Below are 13,403 nucleotides of genomic sequence, written 5' to 3' on the forward strand. Positions count from 1 at the left end.
CGAAACGGCCACCCATGGGTGGCCGTTTCCCTGTTCCCCGCCGCCCGCCTGGCCTGCGTGGCTCTGCCCGCGGCGTCCCATCAAACGCTTGCAAGCAAGAGGAAACCCCCATGAAAGCACCCGTTCGTGTTGCCGTGACCGGCGCCGCCGGCCAGATCGGTTATGCCCTGCTGTTCCGCATCGCCTCCGGCGAAATGCTGGGCAAGGACCAGCCGGTCATCCTGCAGCTGCTGGAACTGCCGGTCGACAAGGCCCAGGCCGCCCTGAAGGGCGTGATGATGGAGCTGGAAGACTGCGCCTTCCCGCTGCTGGCCGGCATGGTCGGCACCGATGATGCCGAAGTCGCGTTCAAGGACGCCGACATCGCCCTGCTGGTCGGCGCACGTCCGCGCGGCCCGGGCATGGAGCGCAAGGACCTGCTGCTGGAGAACGCCAAGATCTTCACCGCCCAGGGTGCAGCGCTGAACAAGGTCGCCAGCCGTGACGTGAAGGTGCTGGTGGTCGGCAACCCGGCCAACACCAACGCCTACATCGCGATGAAGTCGGCCCCGGAACTGAAGCCGGAAAACTTCACCGCCATGCTGCGCCTGGACCACAACCGCGCGCTGAGCCAGCTGTCGACCAAGCTCGGCAAGCCGGTCGGTGGCATGGAGAAGCTGGTGGTGTGGGGCAACCACAGCCCGACCATGTACCCGGACTACCGTTTCGCCACCGCCGATGGTGCGTCGATCGCCGATGCGATCAACGACCAGGAGTGGAACGCCAACACCTTCATCCCGACCGTCGGCAAGCGCGGCGCGGCGATCATCGAAGCCCGTGGCTCGTCCTCGGCTGCTTCGGCCGCCAACGCAGCGATCGACCACGTGCGTGACTGGGTGCTGGGCAGCAACGGCAAGTGGGTCACCATGGGCGTGCCGTCCGACGGTTCCTACGGCATTCCGGAAGGCGTGATCTTCGGCTTCGCGGTGACCACCGAGAACGGCAAGTACACCCTGGTCAAGGACCTGCCGATCGACGACTTCAGCCAGAAGTACATCGACAAGACCCTGGCCGAGCTGGAAGAAGAGCGCGCCGGCGTCGCCCACCTGCTGGGCTGATGCAGGCGGTACCGGCTCCGGCCGGTACGTCTTCCATCAAGGTAGGTACCGACCGTTGGTTGGTACGCAGAAAACGGGGAGGCTTCGGCTTCCCCGTTTTCATTTGGAATTCCTGGAACCGCATGATCCACCTGCACTACATCGATGACGCACTGCTGGTGGCCGAGAAGCCGGCTGGCCTGTTGTCCGTACCCGGCCGCAGCGCCGAGAACCAGGACTGCGTGGTCGCGCGCCTGCAGGCGCTGTATCCGGATGCGTTGACCGTACATCGGCTGGACCAGGTGACCTCCGGCCTGCTGCTGCACGCGCGCGGCAAGGAGACGCAGGCCGCATTGTCGAAGCAGTTCGAGCAGCGCCAGGTTGGCAAGCGGTATGAAGCGGTGGTGCAGGGGCTGCTCGAGGGTGATTCCGGCGAAGTGGACCTGCCGTTGATCGTTGACTGGCCGAACCGGCCGAAGCAGATGGTCGATCACGAACGCGGCAAGCCGGCGTTGACGCGTTGGCGCGTACTGGCGCGTGATGTAGAAGCGCGGCGCACGCGCGTGGCGTTGGAACCGATCACTGGCCGCAGCCATCAGCTGCGGTTGCACATGGCCAGTATTGGCCATCCGATTGTTGGCGACGTGCTGTATGACGCGGCACCGGCGCACCGCGTGCATCTGCATGCACGCAGCCTGCGGTTCACGCATCCGCTGACGGGCGAGGCGCTCGCGTTCGAGTCCGCGGCTCCGTTCTAGGGGGTCGGCAGGGCTTGCAGCCCTGCACCCGCAGAATCAACGTCAACGTCAAAAGCGGGCTATACGTGGGTTGGCGGGACGGTGTCGAAGTGCGGGGCCGCCGCAAGTACGTCCGTGTAGGCTTGGCAGCCGCATCCATGCGGCTGACACCCCGCACTTCGACACCGCCCCACCTTCGACAGGTTCACTCGGCTGTCGGTAGCGGTGGCCGTTGTTCCGCGCAGCTGTTGGTAGGTGTCGACCTTGGTCGACACGATTTTTCTGTCAGATATCGAATGAACCATCCACGCATGGCGTGGATCTACCGCGTCGACCAAGGTCAACACCTACCAGAGCAGTCGACCAAGGTCGACACCGACCAGAACAATATGCCGTTCCGGCAGATCGCGGAATCTGTCGAAGGCGGGGTGGGTCCGGTTGCGGGGGCGTGAGCCGCATGGATGCGGCGACCGAGCCTCCAAGGACGGATTCACGGCGTCCCCCGCAATCGGACCCGCCCCGCCATCCCCCAGTAAGCCAGCTTCTGCTGTTGCTTCGGCTGTTGCTTCTGAGGTTGCCGGCCAGCGGCCGGCACTACCGCAGGTGCAGGGCTGCAAGCCCTGCATAACAAACCCCACCCCCTACCAAGGTAGGGCGGCCCGCGCGGCAGCGCCGGACTATCCTCGAACCCATGACTTTGTCTGGGAGGGCTGCGTCATGAACTACGAGGAAACCTACCGTCGCTCGATCGACGAGCCGGAGGCCTTCTGGGGCGAGGAAGCCAAGCGCATCCATTGGCATAAACCGCCGCAGCAGGTGCTCGACTACAGCAACCCGCCGTTCCGGCGCTGGTTCGTCGGCGGCGAAACCAATCTCTGCTACAACGCCGTCGACCGCCACCTGGCCGAGCGCGCCGACCAGCTCGCACTGGTCGCCATCTCCACCGAAACCAACAGCACACGCGAGATCACCTATCACCAGCTGTACCGCGAAGTGAACGACTTCGCCGCGGTACTCAAGCACCTCGGCGTCGGCCACGGTGACCGTGTGGTGATCTACATGCCGAACATGGCCGAGGCGGTGTTCGCGATGCTGGCCTGTGCGCGCATCGGTGCGGTGCACTCGGTGGTATTCGGGGGCTTTGCGGCGCACAACCTGGCGCTGCGCATCGACGATGCCAAGCCCAAGCTGCTGATCGCGGCCGACGCCGGTATGCGCGGTGGCAAGCTGATTCCGTACAAGCCGATGGTCGACGCCGCCTGTGCCGAAGCGGCGTCGCCGCCACCGCATGTGCTGATCGTGTCGCGTGGGCTGGACGCAGCCGAACCACGCGTGCCGGGCCGTGACGTGGACTACGCCACGCTGCGTGCGCAGATCGGTGAAGTCGACGTGCCGGTGCAGTGGCTGGAAGCGAGCGAGCCGAGCTACCTGCTGTACACCTCCGGCACTACCGGCAAGCCGAAGGGCGTGCAGCGCGATGTGGGCGGCTATGCAGTGGCGATGGCGCAGTCGATGGAGACCGTTTTCGACTGCAAGCCGGGCCAGGTGATGTTCTCCACCTCCGATGTCGGCTGGGCGGTGGGCCACTCCTACAATGTGTACGGCCCGCTGATCGGTGGCTGCACCTCGCTGCTGTACGAAGGGCTGCCGACCAACCCGGATCCCGGCATCTGGTGGGCGCTGTGCGAGCAGTACAACGTGCGCACGATGTTCTCCTCGCCCACCGCCATCCGCGTGCTGAAGAAGCACGACGCGGACTTCATCCATCGCCACGACCTGCGCGCGCTGAAGTACCTGTTCCTGGCCGGCGAGCCGCTCGACGAGCCGACCGCGCACTGGATCAGCGAAGCGCTCGGCAAGCCGATCATCGACAACTACTGGCAGACCGAGACCGGCTGGCCGGCACTGACCCTGTTGCCGGGCCTGGAGATGAAGCCGGTGCGCTTCGGTTCGCCGGGCTTCCCCAATCTCGGCTACCGGATGAAGGTGATCGACGAGAACACCGGCGAGGAAGTCGCACCGGGGCAGAAGGGCGTGCTGGTGGTGTCGCCACCGCTGCCGCCGGGTTGCATGAGCACCGTGTGGAATGATGACAGCCGCTTCCTGCAGAGCTACTTCAGCCACTTCAAGGAACTGCTGTACAGCTCGCTGGACTGGGCGATCCGCGACGACGATGGCTACACCTTCATCCTCGGTCGCACCGATGATGTCATCAATGTAGCCGGGCACCGTCTGGGCACGCGCGAGATCGAGGAGGCCATTTCCAGCCATCCGCGGGTGGCCGAGGCCGCCGTGATCGGGGTCAAGGATGAACTGAAGGGGCAGGTGCCGCTGGTGTTCGTCACCCTCAAGCAGGGCCTGGATGGCGAGGATCCGGCGCCGGTGGTGGCCGAGATGATGGCGACGGTGACCACCTCGCTCGGCGCGGTCGCACGCCCGGCGCACGTACACGTGGTCAATGCACTGCCCAAGACCCGCTCCGGCAAGCTGCTGCGGCGCTCGCTGCAGGCGCTGGCCGAACAGCGTGATCCGGGCGACCTGTCGACGCTGGACGACCCCAGCGCGCTGGAGGAGATCCGCCGCGCGCTGGGCCGTTGATCCGGTAGTGCCGGCCGCTGGCCGGCACCCCCATCAATCCCGAGGTTGCCGGCCAGCGGCCGGCACTACCCGCGGCACTTGCGCTAAGCTCGGCCTGTCATCGACCTGCAATACGCGGCGCGCGCCGGGGAAGGCGCGTGCCGTCCGGGGATGGCACACAGGGGGGCGTGCCCGTCAGGGCGCGCCGGCATTGTGCATCGAGGGAGGGAGAGGCAATGGCATTGCTGCACGCCAAGACGGCTGCTGGCCGTCAGGAAATCGAAGACCGTGGCCGGCGCCTGCCGGCGGCACTGCGTTCGATCCTGCTGATGGTCGACGGCCATCGCGATGACACCGAACTGCGTGGCCTGTTCGAAGGCCTGCGCGCGCCGGCCGATGCACTGGAGCAGCTGGAAGCGCAGGGCCTGATCGAAGTGATCGGTGGCAATGCCGAGGTGGCACCGGTACGTGGCATCAGCACCGGCCGCGAACAGGATCCGGCGTTGTACCAGCAGCTGTACGACGCGATGAGCGAGGCGGTGCGGCGCCACCTGGGCCTGAAGGGCTACTTCATGCAGTTGAAGATTGAACGCTGCACCGATGCACTTGCGTTGGAACGCCTGTGCCCGGAACTGCTGGCGGCGGTGGGCAAGGCGCGCAGCCCGGCGCTGGCGCAGCGCTGGTGGCAGGAAACCCAGGCCGCCGTGGTCAATGGTGGCGGCGAGGTCGTGCAGGCATCAGCCACCGCGTAAAGTGATCGGTTCACTTCCCCACAAGGAGTCCCGCGTGCAGGACGACCACGACGACACCGACACCCCAGGCTGGGACGCGATCAATGCGGCGCTGGCGCCGCTGTATGCTGGCCAGGAACCCCGTCACTACGGTACGGCGTTGCCGTACACGCTGGGTGGCCAGGATCCACTGGATGGCATCAGCGTGTACTGGGCGGATGCGCCGGTACCGCACTGGCATTACATCACCTACGGCTTCTCCGAGCTGTACGCCAAGGAGAGCAGTGATGCAGATGCCAGCGGCTATGGATTCGAGCTGACCTTCCGCCTGGCTGCTGAAGCCGGTGAGCACGCCGGCAGCAACCCGCCGGTGTGGCCGATGAACCTGCTGCAGAACCTGGCGCGCTACGTGTTTGGCAGCGGCAACGTGTTCGAGGATGGTCACCATCTGAACGCCAACGGCCCGATCGCGCTGGAGACCGGCACGCGCCTGTGCCACCTGGCCTTCATCGCCGATCCGCAGTTGCCTGCGCGCGACACCGCCAATGGCCACCTGCAGTTCCTGCAGCTGGTCGGGCTGACCGATGAGGAGATGGAAGCGGTCAAGCGCTGGTCGACGCGCGGCGTGCTGCAGGCGCTGCAACCGGCGATGCCGCTGTGGATCAGCGACCTGCATCGCGGCAACCTGTTGGAGGATCCGACACTCGCCGCACAGGTGCGGGCCGGCAGCGAGCGCGAGGGCTCCAGCACCGGCATGTTGTTCATCGAGACACTGGATTGGCGGCAGGAGGCGGGCGTCACCACCCTGGTGCTCGGCGCCGGGCAGGTGGCCAGTGTGTGCGAGCTGCTGCCATTGCGCCTGCGCCACGGCAAATCGCTGGAACTGGCCAGCCGCGAGCGGCAGTGGGAATTCATTCCGGCAGCGCGCGGTGAAACCGGCGAGGTATCGGCCGACAGCACGCGCTGGGCGCTGGACGAGACGGGGCTGCAGGCCCTGGCGGGCGTGCGTGCCGAACGTGGCATCTACCCGGTGGCGGGAGCGCTGCGCATCGAAGTGGTGCCGACCTACCTGCGCGATGCCAACGGTGAAGTGATCCGCCAGATCGGCTGAGTGTGGTGATGGCGCCGGTGGGGTCAGAGCCGCCTGCTGTGCAGACGGATCCGACCCCGGGTCAGGCTCAGGCCAGGCCTTCGGCCTTCAGTGCGGCCTGCACGCCGGCATCGGCGTCCATGCGTGCCTTGTAGGCGGCCAGGTTGTCCAGGCCCGACAGGTCGACCTTGGTGCCGGCGGCCCAACGCAGGGTGATGTAGAAGTACGGATCGGCGAAACTGCGGAAGCCGGCCAGCCAGGGCTTGTCGGCCAGCTGCCTGTCAGCGGTCTCGAACAGGCCACGCAGGCGCTTGTGTGCGGCGGCGCGGATCGCGTCGAACTGGCTTTCGTCGGCGATGAACTTGCCCGGTGCGAACAGCGGCGAGAAGGCCGGATGCACGTCGGAATTGACGAAGGCCAGCCAGCGGGTGGCTTCGGCACGCTGGCGCGCGCTGCCATCGCCGCCGAGGCCGGCCTGCGGGTAGGTGTCGGCGATATAGCCCATGATCGCGGCGTTCTGCAGCAGCACGAAGTCGCCATCGACCAGCGCGGGAACGGCGCCGGCCGGATTGATCTTGAGGAATTCCGGACCCTTCAGGGTGTCCTTGTTCAGCAGTTCGACCTCGAACGGCTGGCCGGTCCACTGCAGGGCGATGTGGTCGGCGGTGGAACAGGCACCGGGCTTGCTGTACAGCTTCATGGGAACTCCAGGTGATGCGGGCGGGAAACGCCCACTATCCCAGAGCCTGCCAGCGGGCGGCAACGCTGCCGCCAGCACGGATCGTTACGACTGCCGCGGCTTGAGGTTCTGCACCTTATAGAAGGTGTGATCGCCGATGGTGGCCACCTGGTAGGCGTTGCGCCAGTTCGGGCTGGCGATGGACAACGCGGCGAAGTGGCTGGCTCCGGGCACGATCTCGCGGCGCTCGCCGGCCGGCAGCGCCCAGTTGCGCTCGGCGTCGAAGGCCACGTTCATTGCCTCGCTCCAGGCCGCGTCATTGCCCAGCTGGGTGCCGGGGGAGACGATGGTCGGCGCGAACTGCTTGCGCGCGGTGACCACCTGGCACATCGAGTCGCCCCACAGGCCACTGTCGAGGCGGCGCAGGGCGACCTCGGCAACGGCTTGCTGGCCGCGCAGGGTCTGGTCGCGGGCTTCCAGGTAAACGGTGGTGCTCAGACACAGTGAATCAGCGGCCGGCTGCGGCAACAACTGCGACAGCCAGAGAATCCAGGCCAGTTTCATATAACTCCTTGCTCCGTATGGGCCGCACTCTCCGCTTCCAGTCGCGGGGGCGACAGGATGCGGGGTACGACTTGGCGTCATGGGGAGGCGGCCATCGGGGCCGCCCCGTGGGCAGCCCCAAAAGAAACGACCAGTACCGATCGTGGGGGCTGCGCCGGCTCACCGGAAACTGGCTGGTGAGCGGAAAGATGGCGCAAGGTAGGGGGGCGTAGCCGAACGCATCGTGAACCGTCCGGCTTGACATTCAGGTTCGGGAGGGGTGACGGAAATCACATTCCGTCCCCCATTCAGGCGCTCATCAGAGCGCGGCGGCCACCCGGCTGCCTTGGTCGATGGCCCGCTTGGCGTCCAGTTCGGCCGCTACATCGGCACCGCCGATCAACGTCGCGCTGATGCCGGCGGCCTGCAGTTCGGCCTGCAGCGAACGGTTGGGTTCCTGCCCGGCGCAGACCACCACATGGTCGACCGGCAGCAGCTGTTCGCTGCCCTCAACGCGGATGCGCAGGCCTTCATCGTCAACACCCAGGTACTCGACGCCGCCGAGCATGCGCACGCCCTTGGCCTTCAGCGTGGCGCGATGGATCCAGCCGGTGGTCTTGCCCAGCCGCGCACCGGGCTTGCCCGGGCTGCGCTGCAGCAGCCACAGCCGCCGCGGCGATGCCTCGGGCTGCGGCCTGGCCAGCGAGCCGCGGGCCTCGAACGTGCTGTCCACGCCCCATTCGGCCATCCAGCGCTGTGGGTCCAGCGAGGGGGACTCACCGGCGTGGCTGAGGAACTCGCCGACATCGAAGCCGATGCCGCCGGCGCCGATGATCGCTGCACTGGCGCCCACCGTGACCCGGCCCAGCAGCACGTCCAGGTAACTGACCACCTTGGCGTGGTTGGCGCCGGGGAAGTCGACCTTGCGCGGCGTGATGCCGGTGGCCAGCACCACCTCGTCGAAGCCGGCCAGGCTGGCCGCATCTGCTCGCGTGCCCAGGCGTAGCTGCACGCCGGTTTCAGCCAGCTTGTGGCGGAAATAGCGCAGGGTCTCGTGGAACTCTTCCTTGCCGGGGATGCGCTTGGCCACGTTGAACTGGCCACCGATCTCGTCGTTGGCATCGAACAGGGTGACCTGGTGGCCGCGCTCGGCGGCCACCGTGGCGCAAGCCAGGCCGGCCGGACCTGCGCCGACCACCGCGACCTTTTTCGGCGTGGCAGCCGGGCGGTAGACCAGCTCGGTCTCGTGTGCGGCACGCGGATTGACCAGGCAGCTGGCCAGCTTGTTCTCGAACACGTGGTCCAGGCAGGCCTGGTTGCAGGCGATGCAGGTGTTGATCGCCTCGGCGCGGCCGGCGCGGGCCTTGTTGGGCCATTGCGGGTCGGCCAGCAGCGGGCGCGCCAGCGACACCATGTCGGCGCCGCCGCTGGCGAGGATGTGCTCGGCGACGTCGGGCATGTTGATGCGGTTGGTCGCCACCAGCGGCACCGTTACATGCGGCTTGAGCTTGGCGGTGACACCGGCGAAGGCGGCGCGCGGCACCGAGGTGGCAATGGTCGGGATGCGCGCTTCGTGCCAGCCGATGCCGGAATTGATGATCGTCGCGCCAGCCGCCTCGATGGCCTGGGCCTGCTGCACGATCTCTTCCCAGTTGCTGCCGTCGTCAACCAGATCCACCAGCGACAGGCGGTAGATGATGATGAAGTCCGGGCCGCAGGCCTCGCGGATGCGGCGCACGATCTCCACTGCAAAACGCATGCGTTGGTTGGCGTCGCCACCCCAGCGGTCGGAGCGCTTGTTGGTGCGCGGGGCGATGAACTCGTTGATGAGGTAGCCCTCCGAGCCCATCACTTCGACGCCATCGTAGCCGGCTTCGCGGGCCAGCTTTGCGCTGCGTGCGTAGTCGGCGATATGCCGCTCGACGCCGCTGGCCGACAGCGCACGGGGGGTGAACGGGTTGATCGGCGCCTTCAGCTTCGACGGTGCCACCGACAGGGGATGGTAGGCATAGCGGCCGGCATGCAGCAGCTGCAGGCAGATCTTCGCGCCGTGCTGGTGCGCGGCCGCGGTGAGCTGCCGGTGCGGGCGCACTTCCCAGGGCCAGGACAGCTTTCCGCCAAAGGGCTTCAGCCAGCCGACCACGTTCGGCGCGAAGCCACCGGTGACGATCAGGCCGACGCCACCTTCGGCGCGTTCGGCGAAGTAGGCGGCCAGGCGCGGGAAGTCGCGGGCGCGATCTTCCAGGCCGGTGTGCATCGAACCCATCAGCACGCGGTTGCGCAGCTGGGTGAAGCCCAGGTCCAGCGGGGCGAACAGGTGGGGATAGGCGCTTTCGTTGGCTGGCGACATGATCGATACGCTTGCGTACGGAAGCGCGAAGCGTGCCGGGAAACGGCGGCTGGGGCAAGGGGCGCGGGCGGTAGTGCCGGCCGCTGGCCGGCATCCCGATCAGCTCAGGGTGATTGCGGTTGCCGGCCAGCGGCCGGCACTACCGGGGGACGCCCAATCCCGAACCAGCCCAGCGTCACTCCGCACAGGGGGCCGATCAGCAGGGCGAAGGCGAGGGTGCCGACACCGACATTGCCGCCGAGCCACCAACCCAGCAGCAGCACGCTGCCCTCGATCAGGCTGCGCACCTTCCAGATCGGCCAGCCGGTGCGGGCATGCAGGCCGGTCATCAGGCCGTCGCGCGGGCCGGGCCCGAGCTTGGCACCGATGTACAGGCCGGTGGCCAGGGCGACCAGCAGCATGCCGGCGCAGAACATCGCCAGCTGCCAGCCAAGGCCGACCGCCGGGGGAAGCAACCACAGCCCGAACTGCGCGGATGGGCCGATCAACATCACGTTGAGCACGGTGCCGACGCCCGGCTTCTGTCGCAATGGCCACCACAGCAGCAGCACCAGCGCACCGATCACATTGGTGGCCAGGCCGAACGATAGCGGCGTCTGTGCGGCGATGCCCTGCGACAACACGTCCCAGGGGGCCACGCCGATCGCTGCACGGATCATCAGTGAGGCGCCGAAGCCGTACAGGAACAGGCCGATGATCAGTTGCAGCAGACGCAGGGGCAGGGCGGTGGGCATGACGGCGCTCGGGGAGAGGGGAGGGATCTGTTTCCACCGTAATCCCGATTCAGTCACTCCCATAGATACAGATGCCGGCCGATTCGCCGCTACAGGAGTCGTCGATCCTGCGTATGGGCCGTTCTGTGGAGCTGGGCCATGCTCCGGCTGCTTTGCCTGGCACCGCCAGCCGAACATGGCTCGGTACTGCACCGGCGTTCCAGCCTGGCTCAGTCGCCCCAGCCGGCCAGCGCCAGCTTGCCCACCGTGCGCCCGCTGGCCAAGCGCTGATGCGCGATGTCCAGATTCGCCGCATTGATCGCGCCCAGCGTCTCGCTGAGGGTGCCGCGCAGCTGGCCAGCGTCGATCATGCTGGCCGCGCGGCTGAGGATGCGGTGCTGTTCGATGCGGTCCGCCGTGGCGAAGCGCGAACGCGCGAACATGAACTCCCAGTGGATGCCGATGCACTTGGCCTTGTAGGGATCACCGATGCGCAGCGCGCCGCGCGGTTCGACGATGAGGCCGACATGGCCCTGTGGCGCCAGCAGCTGACCCAACGCATCCCAGTAATGGTCGGTGTCGGCCAGGTTGAGCGCGACCTGTACTGCGTCGATGCCCAATGCCTGCAGCTGGGGCAGCAGCGGCTGCCGGTGGTCGATTACATGCTGGGCACCCATCTGCCGGCACCAGTCGATCGACGATTCACGCGAGGCGGTGGCGATCACCTCGAATCCAGCATGCCGGCCCAGCTGGATCGCCATCGATCCAACACCGCCTGCTCCGCCGATCACCAGCAGGTGCTGGCCGGCATGGCGGCGATCATCCAGCTGCAATGGCATGCGCTGGAACAGCAGTTCCCATGCGGTGAGCGTGGTCAGTGGCAGTGCGGCCGCTTCGGCGAAGTCGAGCGTGGTCGGCTTGCGCGCTACCAGCCGTTCGTCCACAAGATGGAACTGCGCATTGCAGCCTGGCCGGGTGACATCACCGGCGTAGTAGACCTCGTCGCCGGACGCGAACAGGCTGGCGTCCTCGCCGATCGCTTCGACCACCCCGGCGGCGTCCCAACCGAGTACGCGGGGTGCTTCGAGCGTGGCCGGATCGGTGGCCGCCCGCTGCTTGCCGTCGACCGGGTTCACCGAGACGGCCTCGACCCGGATCAGCAGGTCGCGGCCACGCGGAGGCAGCGGCGGGGGCAGGTGGATATCGCAGAGGGCGGGGGCGGATTCACGACTCAGGGCGACGGCTTTCATCTCGGCTCCGGCTGGGTACGTGGCTCCATCATAGAGTTCCTCACGTTTCAGCAGATACGCTGAATCGGGCGGCGCAAGCTGTTGCGCAATATGTCGTACTCCGCACCTAAATCCCGTCAAACCCTTGCAGCGTGAGGGTCTTGCGGATTTTCATCATCCTGTATAGGGTTTCAACGTCGGACCGGTGGAGGGTCGGGCGCGATACTTCACATGTTACGGGACTGTTAACATGACCTTCACCCGCCTGAGCATAATGTTCGCGGCGGTGGCGTGCTGAATCGGCTGTCGAACATCGACGCACTAGTGCTGGCCCATGCCTCTACCGGTTTCATACCCCCGAAATAGGAGCTGTACTCAATGAACAAGAAGATCCTTACTGCCGCGCTGCTGGGTGGTCTGGCTTTCGCCCAGGCTGCGTCCGCGCAGGAGTTCGATGACCGCTGGTACCTGACCGGTTCGGCCGGCTTCAACTTCCAGGACAGCGACCGCCTGACCAATGACGCTCCGTTCGTCACCCTGGGCCTGGGCAAGTTCATCAGCCCGAACTGGTCGCTGGACGGTGAGCTGAACTACCAGAACCCGAACTTCGACGCCAACAAGGACATGAACTGGTCGCAGTACGGCGTCTCGCTGGACCTGCGTCGCCACTTCATCAAGGAAGGCCGCGGCTGGAACCCGTACCTGCTGGCCGGCCTGGGCTACCAGAAGTCGGAAGAAGAGTACAACCCGATCAGCGGTGGCCTGGCTGACCGCAAGGACGGCAACTTTGCCGCCAAGGTCGGCGTCGGTCTGCAGACCACCTTCGAGAAGCGCGTCGCTGTCCGTGCCGAAGTCGCCTACCGCGCTGATTTCGACGACCAGAGCGTGAACCCGAAGCGTGCCGGCAACGATGAAAGCTGGTTCGGCGACGTGCTGGCTTCGGTCGGCGTCGTGATCCCGCTGGGCCCGGCTCCGGTCGCGGCTGCTCCGGCTCCGGCTCCGGTTGCCCCGAGCTGCGCCGACCTGGATGACGACGGTGACGGCGTCAACAACTGCGACGACAAGTGCCCGAACTCGCAGCCGGGTCAGACCATCGGTCCGGACGGTTGCCCGGTGCCGGTCTCCATCGACCTGAAGGGCGTCAACTTCGACTTCGACAAGTCGAACCTGCGTCCGGACGCCGTGGCGATCCTGAGCGAAGCCACCGAGATCCTGAAGCGTTACCCGGATCTGCGCGTTGAAGTCGCCGGTCACACCGACTCGAAGGGTACCGACGCTTACAACCAGAAGCTGTCGGAGCGTCGTGCTACCGCCGTGTACAACTACCTGACCAAGAACGGCGTTGACGCCGGTCGCCTGGTCGGCCCGATCGGCTACGGCGAGAGCCGTCCGATTGCTCCGAACACCAACCCGGATGGTTCGGACAACCCGGAAGGTCGCGCCAAGAACCGTCGTACCGAGCTGAACGTCCAGAACTAAGTTCTGACGCTCTGCCAGTAGGACACAGCAGGACCCGGCTTCGGCCGGGTCTTGTTGTTTCTGCGGCCCGGCAACCGGTGCCTGCCGCTCCGGGGGGGCTAACCGTTCGTCGGGTTTTTGTCCGTAAAACCAATGGGTTGTCGTATTCATTGAAAGTGGCGCTTGAAAGCTGTCGTGGCATTGCTAAACTCGCCGCGTC

12 protein-coding genes are annotated in these 13,403 nt (G+C 66.4%); 7 read left to right on the top strand and 5 right to left on the bottom strand.

Features of this window, described 5'->3' with window-relative positions:
- The first annotated feature begins 110 nt into the window (after positions 1 to 110).
- From AC5P5S_RS00185 to AC5P5S_RS00210, 6 genes are all read left to right on the top strand, one after another.
- A complete protein-coding gene (locus tag AC5P5S_RS00185) occupies positions 111 to 1,097 on the top strand; it encodes a malate dehydrogenase (RefSeq protein ID WP_062607726.1) in 987 nt (328 codons plus the stop codon).
- A 122-nt stretch (positions 1,098 to 1,219) separates the two neighbouring features.
- Positions 1,220 to 1,834, top strand: coding sequence for an RluA family pseudouridine synthase (locus AC5P5S_RS00190; RefSeq protein WP_062607724.1), 615 nt, complete (start codon positions 1,220 to 1,222; stop codon positions 1,832 to 1,834).
- Positions 1,835 to 2,124: 290 nt separating this feature from the next.
- Complete coding sequence (locus AC5P5S_RS00195; RefSeq protein ID WP_154329255.1) at positions 2,125 to 2,265, top strand: hypothetical protein; 141 nt, start codon at positions 2,125 to 2,127, stop codon at positions 2,263 to 2,265.
- A gap of 265 nt (positions 2,266 to 2,530) precedes the next feature.
- A complete protein-coding gene (gene prpE, locus AC5P5S_RS00200) occupies positions 2,531 to 4,411 on the top strand; it encodes a propionate--CoA ligase (RefSeq protein WP_012479243.1) in 1,881 nt (626 codons plus the stop codon).
- 215 nt (positions 4,412 to 4,626) lie between these two features.
- Positions 4,627 to 5,142: a hypothetical protein gene (locus AC5P5S_RS00205; protein WP_062607722.1), complete on the top strand. Its 516-nt coding sequence runs from the start codon at positions 4,627 to 4,629 to the stop codon at positions 5,140 to 5,142.
- Positions 5,143 to 5,176: 34 nt separating this feature from the next.
- On the top strand, positions 5,177 to 6,232 hold the full coding sequence (locus tag AC5P5S_RS00210; RefSeq protein ID WP_062607720.1) for a suppressor of fused domain protein: 1,056 nt from the start codon (positions 5,177 to 5,179) through the stop codon (positions 6,230 to 6,232).
- Positions 6,233 to 6,299: 67 nt separating this feature from the next.
- Here the strand turns inward: AC5P5S_RS00210 and AC5P5S_RS00215 are convergent, their stop codons facing one another.
- From AC5P5S_RS00215 to AC5P5S_RS00235, 5 genes are all read right to left on the bottom strand, one after another.
- Complete coding sequence (locus tag AC5P5S_RS00215; RefSeq protein WP_005408230.1) at positions 6,300 to 6,911, bottom strand: glutathione S-transferase N-terminal domain-containing protein; 612 nt, start codon at positions 6,909 to 6,911, stop codon at positions 6,300 to 6,302.
- Between the two features lie 84 nt (positions 6,912 to 6,995).
- The gene (locus AC5P5S_RS00220) at positions 6,996 to 7,454 is read right to left on the bottom strand and encodes a cell wall hydrolase (protein WP_004154513.1); all 459 of its coding nucleotides are present in this window, start codon (positions 7,452 to 7,454) and stop codon (positions 6,996 to 6,998) included.
- Positions 7,455 to 7,752: 298 nt separating this feature from the next.
- Entirely contained in the window at positions 7,753 to 9,783 is a 2,031-nt protein-coding gene (locus AC5P5S_RS00225; protein WP_062607718.1) for an NADPH-dependent 2,4-dienoyl-CoA reductase, read from the bottom strand.
- Positions 9,784 to 9,887: 104 nt separating this feature from the next.
- Positions 9,888 to 10,517 carry a membrane protein YczE gene (yczE, locus tag AC5P5S_RS00230; RefSeq protein ID WP_005408232.1) on the bottom strand — a complete coding sequence of 210 codons (630 nt, stop codon included), beginning with the start codon at positions 10,515 to 10,517 and terminating at the stop codon, positions 9,888 to 9,890.
- 209 nt (positions 10,518 to 10,726) lie between these two features.
- The gene (locus AC5P5S_RS00235) at positions 10,727 to 11,746 is read right to left on the bottom strand and encodes a zinc-binding alcohol dehydrogenase family protein (protein ID WP_049459798.1); all 1,020 of its coding nucleotides are present in this window, start codon (positions 11,744 to 11,746) and stop codon (positions 10,727 to 10,729) included.
- A gap of 357 nt (positions 11,747 to 12,103) precedes the next feature.
- Between AC5P5S_RS00235 and AC5P5S_RS00240 the strand changes: the two genes are divergently transcribed.
- The gene (locus tag AC5P5S_RS00240) at positions 12,104 to 13,204 is read left to right on the top strand and encodes an OmpA family protein (RefSeq protein WP_005408234.1); all 1,101 of its coding nucleotides are present in this window, start codon (positions 12,104 to 12,106) and stop codon (positions 13,202 to 13,204) included.
- The last annotated feature ends 199 nt before the right edge of the window (positions 13,205 to 13,403 follow it).

The organism is Stenotrophomonas sp. YJH_SMC_54 (assembly GCF_059368435.1).